This is a genomic window from Pseudooceanicola nitratireducens (assembly GCF_900109195.1).
GTDB classification, from domain to species: domain Bacteria; phylum Pseudomonadota; class Alphaproteobacteria; order Rhodobacterales; family Rhodobacteraceae; genus Pseudooceanicola; species Pseudooceanicola nitratireducens.
In genome coordinates, this window is record NZ_FNZG01000020.1 from 1 (window position 1) to 6970 (window position 6970).

Genomic DNA, 6970 nt, shown 5'->3' on the forward strand with positions numbered 1-6970 from the left:
ACGGTAGCGACATAGGATCGGGTGACGGTGCGGGTGTCGCGGGGACGGCGCAGCGTGCGGGTGAAGCGGACCTGGGCCACGCCGCGCTCGATCTGATTGACCGATTTGATCACCACCTCGATCTTGGCTTCGCGGCCATAGACGGTGATCGGGTAATCCTCGTTGGTCGAAGACCAGAGATCGCGCAGCGTGCGGGCGGCATCGCCATCCGAACGATCGAGCACCGAGTTGATGCGTTGCTCTCCATCGGTCAGGTCATAGGTCTCTCGATCATCGACATAGGCCACGAGATTGGCCTGGATGATGGCATCGCTCTCGGAAAGGGTCAGCGCCTGTACGGCGGCAACCCGGTCCATCTCGCCGGTTTCCTTGTCGACCACGACCACGAAGGTCTCGGTCGATTTGAGCGGAAAGAGGCTCGCGCCCGCGACCATGCCGGCGACGCCAACCAGGACGCCTGCAGCTGCGACGAACCAGGCGAAACGCTCGCGCCGCCGAGGCCCGTAGATGAAATCCGCCTCAAACGCGTCGCGGTCAGGCGCGGAGGAACTGGCTACAGTCTTCTTCAAAGTCGTCGTCTTTCAAATCAGGGTTTGCGGAAAGCCTTGGCGGCGGAGAGGAGCGCGCCGGGGCTTTGCCGGATCAACTCGCCGGTTTTCACCACGCCCGCATTGGCCATCTGGTTCAGCTCGTGCGGAGACTTGCCGGTGACGAGGCGCGAGGCGGCACCCGTGCCGTATTCCCGCGTGTTCACGAAGCCCTGACGCGCGAGGCCGGTCAGGCCCACGGCATTGGAGGCAATGCCAACGACGCCGGTCAGGTTGGAGGCGATGTAGGGGACCGAGGCCATGATCCCGGCGCTGAGGATCAGGATCACGAGGAAGGGCAGGATGAGGCTGACGGTCTCGACATCGCCCGGATCGGCGGAGGCGTCCCCTATGGCCTCGGCGATGGCGACGATGATGCCCGCCGCGCCTGCGGCGGCGACCGGCATGAGCGCATAGCCGATGGTGGCGCGGGTCCAGGCCTCGAAAAGGGATTGGGTCGGCTTGAAGAGCGAGGTCACGATCATGAAGGGGGCGATGACGATCATCAGCGCGAAGACGATGCGGGCGAAGGCGATGATCCCGGCGGTGACGGCGGCGAAGACCGCCGAGAGGACAAAGAAGATCGCGCCCAGGACCGCGCCAAAGACCCAGCCTGCGCGGTCGCCGATCGTGTCGCCATAGGCGGTGATGCGGGCGACCATGTTGTCGAGGCTTTCATAGACCCCGGCCTCGTCGCCCGAGCCGGTGAGCGCGAGGATCGAGGCGCCGACGGAGTCGGGCACCTGCGTGACGATGTCATAGATGACGCTGAAATTATCCCAACTCTGCGCGAAGATCCCCACAAGTGCGACCTTCATGCCGAAGGCAAACCCGGTGCCAAAGGGCAGGGGGCGGAGTTGCATGACCGCGTTGATCCCGAGGAGCACGACGAGGAGCGCGGCCCCGGCGGAGATCACGTCGCCGACAACGCCTGCCGAAGAGACAAAGCCGTCCTGTGCCACGGTATCCACCGCGGCGTCGACCTGGCTCAGGATGTCGCGAATAACGCCCATCTACTCTACGCAGGCCTCCACAACTTGCGCCTCGAGCGCGTCCGCCTTGGCGTAGAGCTCGAGCACCTTGAAGGGCAGACGCGGGTTGTCCGAGGTCTGGAACCGGGGCAGCGCGCCCAAGGCCTGATCCCAGGTGAACTGATCCAGCAGACAGGTGCAGGTTTCCGAGGCGAGCGCCTCTTCGGCGATCAGGATGCGCAGGATCGCGCGGTAGCCGTTGCGCAGATAGGCGGTCTCGGCCAGATCGGCGGGGGGTTTCGGAGCACGACATTCGTCGGCTTCGTCCCGCGCGATGGCCATCGAATTGAAGGGCGTGTCGCCGGAAGGGTTCGTGCTCGGGGTTTGGGCCAACGCAACACTGGGCAGGGCACTCACGACAAGTGCGGCGAGACCAAGCGTCCGAATTGGTGCCAAGCTGTGGGTCATGGTTTGCCTCATGGATCCACCGCCATCGACCGGAACTTGCGCTCATCCGCGAGGGTCGCTGCATCGACGACGCCAAGCTGGCCGGCGCTGACGCCTTGCGCCGCTTCAAGCCGCCAGATCTGGGTCAGGATGATGCCAAGTTCAGCGGTGACGCGGGTGTTGAGATCGACCGCAGCTTTCAGCCCGTCCTGATCGTCGATGAGCCCGACCATGGTCTCGAGCCGCTCGAGGCTCTGTCCAGCTTCTTCATGGCTTTCTTGCGCGGCGACCGACAACATGGCGCTGGCCCCGGCCGAGGTGGCGATGCGGTTGTCGGCGGGCTGATCCGATCCCGAAAGCGTACTGAGGCGCTCCGAGGTGAAGCCACTGTCCGAAAGAACCCGCTCGACCGAGGCGGAGAGTTCTGCGCCGGGATTGAAGCCGCTGAGAAAATCGCCGCTGGCCAGAGATTGTGCGGTATTGAGGGGCGCGATCAGCTTGCCGCGCAGCGCGCGGAATTCTTCGACCGTCGCGAAAAGTTCACCGAGCCCGCTGCCCTCAATAAGAGAAGTCAGTTGCGCCTCGAGGTTTGTGAGCTGCGACAGTTGGGTTTCCAGTTCCAGCCGCATGGTCGCGAGCTGCTGCATCTGGACATTCAGGTCCTCGGCCATGTGCTCGAGCTGGGCCACGAGTTGACCAAGCTGCGAGCCATCAAAGGTTGGTACGCCCTGGGAAGCAGCGGGCGAGGCGAGCGCAAGTGTAGTGACCGCTGCGGCGGTCAGGAGAAGGTGTCTCATTCGGGAACTCCCATCTGCATGAAGTCGCGCTCGGCCAGCCGGTCGGCCACGAGGTGCTGCGCATAGGCCGCCTCGCGCTGCTGGTTTGCCGCCATCAGCCGGACGCGAAGGTTGAGGATGCGGCCGATCTCGGCCTTGGCGTAGGTGTTGAGCTCCCAGGCCGCCTTGGCATTGGGTTGCTCATCGATCTGCAGGATGATGGCGCGCAGGCGATTGATCACCTGTTCGGTCGTCGCCGAACTATCAGCCGCGTAATAGATGCCCGCCTCGGAGATGCTGGCATATTCGGCGAGCGCAAAGTCTGAAGGTGAGAGCGTGCCAAGCGCATCGGCACCGCCCACCACGGCGAGGTATTCGTTGTAGAACTTCGAGATATTGCGCACGTAACCTTGGGTCTCGGCAAAGGGCGGCACGCCACCATATTCAATGACCCGACCGGGGCCTGCGTTATAAGCCGCAAGTGCATGGGGGATGTTGCCGAAGCGGTTGAGCTGCGTGGTGATGTAACGCGCGCCGCCGCGGAGGTTGTCTTTCACGTCATAGCGGTCGACGCCGAGATCGGAGGCGGTGCCAGGCATGAGTTGGGTCAGGCCATAGGCTCCGACCGGGCTTTCAGCGGCAACGTTGAAGCGGCTCTCCTGCTTGATCAGGGCCTGGAAGAGGCAGCGCCACTGGGTGGCCGAGAGACCGGCGCGGGCCACACCGGGGGCGCCTGCAAACTCGCCCGCGACCTCGACGATCATCATTTCGACCGTCTCTCGTCCCTCGCCGAAAAGGCGGCTCACCATCGGGCTTGGATCGGTATTGGGATAGACCGCCGCCACCCCGAAATCCGCATTGCCTTCGAGCGCGCGGATATCGAAGCCGGGACCAGTGATCGCCGCAGTCATCTCCTCGAGGACGCGCAACTGGTCGGCCTGGACATCGGCGAGCGTCGTCTCCGTGCGATCCTTGTCCTGCTGGACACCCAGATCCTCGGCCAGTGCCGTCACCCGTGCGATGGCGCGCCCGATCGCGGAATTGTCCTGCGTCGGCACGCCCTGGGCGAGCGCGGGCAGGGCACCGAGGACGAGGCAGAGTCCGGTGGATATGATCGCGGCGCGGCTCATTCCGGACGGGGCAGGGGTTCGAAGGTACAGTCGGGCTTGGCTGTCTCCTGAACCGGTGCGCCCATGGTCGAGAAGGAAAGTGCGGACCGGGTCACCTGCGGCTCGCCCTTGCGTCCGAAGCATGGCGAGGTTTTCTCAGTGTATTTTTCGCAAGCCGACAGAAGGCTTGCGGCGGCGCAAAGCGCGAGAAGGGGTTGCGAACTCATATCACATGTCTCCAGAAATCGGGATTGGCGCGCCAATCGGCAGGCACGCGGGCTTCGCCGGTGGCGCCGCCGCCAAGGATGGGCAGCAACTCTCCGAGCGCAGAGAGATCGGCATCGACGAAGACGCTGTCGCCCGCCGAGCGAACGAGCGCGATGCGCTGGCCGATGGTGGGCTGCACGAGAAGGGCCGCCTCCTTGGCGTTGACGCGGAGGAAGTCGTAGTCGGAGACAGTGGCACGATCGTTCGGGAAGAGGATCTGGGTCGGGACTGTTTCGACGATGGTCTTGCCAACGCGGCTGTCGCGCAGCTGGCTTGGATATTGCGTCATCATGATCACGACGCAGTTCATCTTCCGAAGCGTGACCAGCCAGTTTTCCAGCCGCGCCCCGAAATACGGGTCGTCCAAGAGCTTCCAGGCTTCGTCGAGCACGATGATGGTGGGACGGCGATCCTCGACCACACGTTCGATCTGGCGGAAGATGTAGGAGAGCACCGCCATTCGCTCGGTGGTCATGTCGAGGATCTCGGTCATATCAAACCCGACGATGTCGCCCGTGAGCTTGAGGCCCGCACCGCGCTCGGGTTCGTCAAACACCCAGCCATAGCGCCCACCCGGCGCCCATTCGGCGACGCGAGATTGCAGCTCGCCATCGTCATCGAGCGACTGGAACAGGGTCTCGAAACTGGCGAAGCGCTGCAGGCCTGCCCCCGCATCGGCGTTCTGGCCGACCGCGCTTTGGATGTGGCGGGATTGCTCGCCCGAGAGCGTGCCATTCCGTGTGAGCAGGGTCGCGAGCCAGTCCGAGAGCCAGGCGCGGCCGCGCTCGTCGGTCTCGGTGGCAAGCGGGTTGAGGCCCGTGGGTACGCCAGCCCGGATTTCGTTATAGCGCCCGCCAAGGGCGCGGACCGCCATTTCGAGGCCGCGGTCCTTGTCGAAGAAGAAAAGCCGCGCGCCGACCCGTTGCGCTTGGGCTGCGAGGAAAGCGGTGGTCAGTGTCTTGCCGGTGCCGGTGCGCCCCAGAACGAGCGTATGGCCGACCGTGGGTTCCTTGCTTGGGGCTCCCGCCTCGTGGAAGTTGAAGCGATAGCCAGAAGTGCCGACCGTGGGCAGGACCGTGATGGTTTGACCCCATGGCGACTGGTCCGGGCTGCGCCCCTCGACGCTGCCATGCAGGGCCGCGAAGTCAGCGAAATTAATCGAGGAGATTGGTGTCTTGCGGGCGCGGTAGCCGAAGTTGCCGGGCGACTGCGCGAAATACGTCGCCTTCAGCGCCATGTTTTCGCGGACGATCACCGACATGATTTCCTGGCCCACGCGTTTGATCTGGGCGGCGGCCCGTTCGAGCGTGTCGCGGTCGGGCGCATAGACCGCGATGGAGAGGTGGTGGTCGCCAAAGGCGATGCGTCCTGCCTCCTGATCATCGGCGGCTTGTCCCAGCTGTTCGCGCAGGGACACGGCGGCATCGTCTGAGGCGTGCATCTGACGAATGATCCGCTGGATGCGTTCGGCCATGATGTTGTTCGGGATCGGGCTGAAGGAGTTCGTGAGCACGATGTCGAGGGGCAGGTCGAGCGCGTCGAGCAGCGTGACGTCGGTCAGTGCGGGATAGGTCTTCATTGAGAAGAGCGCGCCGTATTTGACCCGCCCAGTCACTGCATCGGTCAGGGTGGCCACGTCGCCATCAAAGGTCGCGCGGCAATTGCTCAGGGTGTGCGAGAGGGGCAAGGCACTTTGCCCGAAGGCGATGGGGGAGAAGCTGCCGGCGTTCAGCGTATTGAGATAGCCCAGCCATTCGCCGCCAGCTTTCGTGAGTCTGACCGGATTGGCCGACGCAAGCGCCACCTCGAAGAAGCCCATGACCTCGTTCAACTCCTGCATCCGTGTCGCGCGGTCCTTGACCCAGGCCTTGCGGGCCAGTGCCCGAAGGAGCGGAATGCGCGCCGAGATGTCGGGCCGCCGGATGACGCTGAGATAAAGCTGGCGCTTGGCGGGGCGCAGGTTTTTCACATGGGACTGCCACCGCGCATCGATCGCGGCGGCGAAGCTGTCGCCCTCGATGGGGCGCATCCCGAGATTTTGCGGCACGGAGATCCGGTGTATGTAGAAACCGAAGGCATTGCCGGTCTGGGCGACGATGGCGGCAACCGCGCGCTTGAGCGCGTCGAGCCGGGCGTCCTCAGTGGTCATCGGATTGAGACCATCGAGGCGCATGGTTGCGAGGAGATCGCCTTCTCGCAGCACCATGACATCGTCATCCGTGAGCGCGAAATACGGCAGGTGCTCGGCCAGATAGCTCTCCCGCGCGAACTCGCCGCCGCCGGCGTGATGCAAGGCGGTCCCGAAGGAAGAAAGGGTGCCCGCATCACGCGCCAAAGCTGTCGCCTCCATGCAGGGCCCGGTTCTTCGTCGCGCGCACAGAGCCGTAGGAGACGCGCAGGACCTCGAAGAAATGCGGCTCGCGGTCGGCGACGAACCAGAGGATCGGATAGGCGACAATCCCGATCAGGAAGAACACCATCGACTTCGTCCAGATGAACGGCAGAACGACCCCGGTCGCCAGAACCACGAGGTATCCGACAGGGAGACCCAGATACTTGGGCGGACGGGCGAGGCCCAGAAAGAGGGGAGATCGTTCTGCCATTGGGTGATATTCCGGCTTAGAAGGAAATGTGTGTCCGGAGAGGGGCCCGAGGCAGCGTTTGCGTAGCACAACGCGTTCGGGTCGCTCGTAGGACGCTATTTTGCCGGAATGTCACGAGAAGCCGTCGACGATGGTGCCGGCCGAGAAGATCAGCACGATCCCGATGATGACCGAGGCGAACCAGCCCCAGTTCAGCCGTCCCATCATGCA

At 64.1% G+C, this 6970-nt stretch carries 9 protein-coding genes; all 9 read right to left on the reverse strand.

Annotated features, from left to right (window positions below; translation table 11 throughout):
• A partial coding sequence (locus BMX99_RS19200) for a VirB8 family type IV secretion system protein (RefSeq protein WP_093455141.1) occupies positions 1–569 on the reverse strand: 569 nt, incomplete at its 3' end.
• Between the two features lie 17 nt (positions 570–586).
• Complete coding sequence (locus BMX99_RS19205; RefSeq protein WP_027246180.1) at positions 587–1600, reverse strand: TrbL/VirB6 family protein; 1014 nt, start codon at positions 1598–1600, stop codon at positions 587–589.
• Positions 1601–2026: a hypothetical protein gene (locus BMX99_RS19210; protein WP_084204503.1), complete on the reverse strand. Its 426-nt coding sequence runs from the start codon at positions 2024–2026 to the stop codon at positions 1601–1603.
• A gap of 8 nt (positions 2027–2034) precedes the next feature.
• Positions 2035–2802 carry a type IV secretion system protein gene (locus BMX99_RS19215; RefSeq protein WP_027246178.1) on the reverse strand — a complete coding sequence of 256 codons (768 nt, stop codon included), beginning with the start codon at positions 2800–2802 and terminating at the stop codon, positions 2035–2037.
• Positions 2799–3911 carry a lytic transglycosylase domain-containing protein gene (locus BMX99_RS19220; protein ID WP_027246177.1) on the reverse strand — a complete coding sequence of 371 codons (1113 nt, stop codon included), beginning with the start codon at positions 3909–3911 and terminating at the stop codon, positions 2799–2801. The genes BMX99_RS19215 and BMX99_RS19220 overlap by 4 nt, the downstream gene beginning before the upstream one ends.
• Positions 3908–4117 carry a hypothetical protein gene (locus BMX99_RS19225; RefSeq protein WP_008335582.1) on the reverse strand — a complete coding sequence of 70 codons (210 nt, stop codon included), beginning with the start codon at positions 4115–4117 and terminating at the stop codon, positions 3908–3910. The genes BMX99_RS19220 and BMX99_RS19225 overlap by 4 nt, the downstream gene beginning before the upstream one ends.
• On the reverse strand, positions 4114–6507 hold the full coding sequence (locus tag BMX99_RS19230) for a VirB4 family type IV secretion/conjugal transfer ATPase (protein ID WP_027246176.1): 2394 nt from the start codon (positions 6505–6507) through the stop codon (positions 4114–4116). Before BMX99_RS19230 ends, BMX99_RS19225 begins: the two co-directional genes overlap by 4 nt.
• Complete coding sequence (locus BMX99_RS19235; RefSeq protein WP_008335580.1) at positions 6482–6760, reverse strand: VirB3 family type IV secretion system protein; 279 nt, start codon at positions 6758–6760, stop codon at positions 6482–6484. The genes BMX99_RS19230 and BMX99_RS19235 overlap by 26 nt, the downstream gene beginning before the upstream one ends.
• 111 nt (positions 6761–6871) lie before the next feature.
• Complete coding sequence (locus BMX99_RS20035; protein ID WP_322788151.1) at positions 6872–6967, reverse strand: TrbC/VirB2 family protein; 96 nt, start codon at positions 6965–6967, stop codon at positions 6872–6874.
• Between the last annotated feature and the right edge of the window lie 3 nt (positions 6968–6970).

What these genes read in the sequence shown, in the direction of transcription:
- BMX99_RS19210 (WP_084204503.1), bottom strand. Translation starts at nt 2,026, where the DNA reads ATGACCCACAGCTTGGCACCAATTCGGACGCTTGGTCTCGCCGCACTT.
- BMX99_RS19230 (WP_027246176.1), bottom strand. Translation starts at nt 6,507, where the DNA reads ATGGAGGCGACAGCTTTGGCGCGTGATGCGGGCACCCTTTCTTCCTTC.
- BMX99_RS19225 (WP_008335582.1), bottom strand. Translation starts at nt 4,117, where the DNA reads ATGAGTTCGCAACCCCTTCTCGCGCTTTGCGCCGCCGCAAGCCTTCTG.
- BMX99_RS19220 (WP_027246177.1), bottom strand. Translation starts at nt 3,911, where the DNA reads ATGAGCCGCGCCGCGATCATATCCACCGGACTCTGCCTCGTCCTCGGT.
- BMX99_RS19205 (WP_027246180.1), bottom strand. Translation starts at nt 1,600, where the DNA reads ATGGGCGTTATTCGCGACATCCTGAGCCAGGTCGACGCCGCGGTGGAT.
- BMX99_RS19235 (WP_008335580.1), bottom strand. Translation starts at nt 6,760, where the DNA reads ATGGCAGAACGATCTCCCCTCTTTCTGGGCCTCGCCCGTCCGCCCAAG.
- BMX99_RS20035 (WP_322788151.1), bottom strand. Translation starts at nt 6,967, where the DNA reads ATGATGGGACGGCTGAACTGGGGCTGGTTCGCCTCGGTCATCATCGGG.
- BMX99_RS19215 (WP_027246178.1), bottom strand. Translation starts at nt 2,802, where the DNA reads ATGAGACACCTTCTCCTGACCGCCGCAGCGGTCACTACACTTGCGCTC.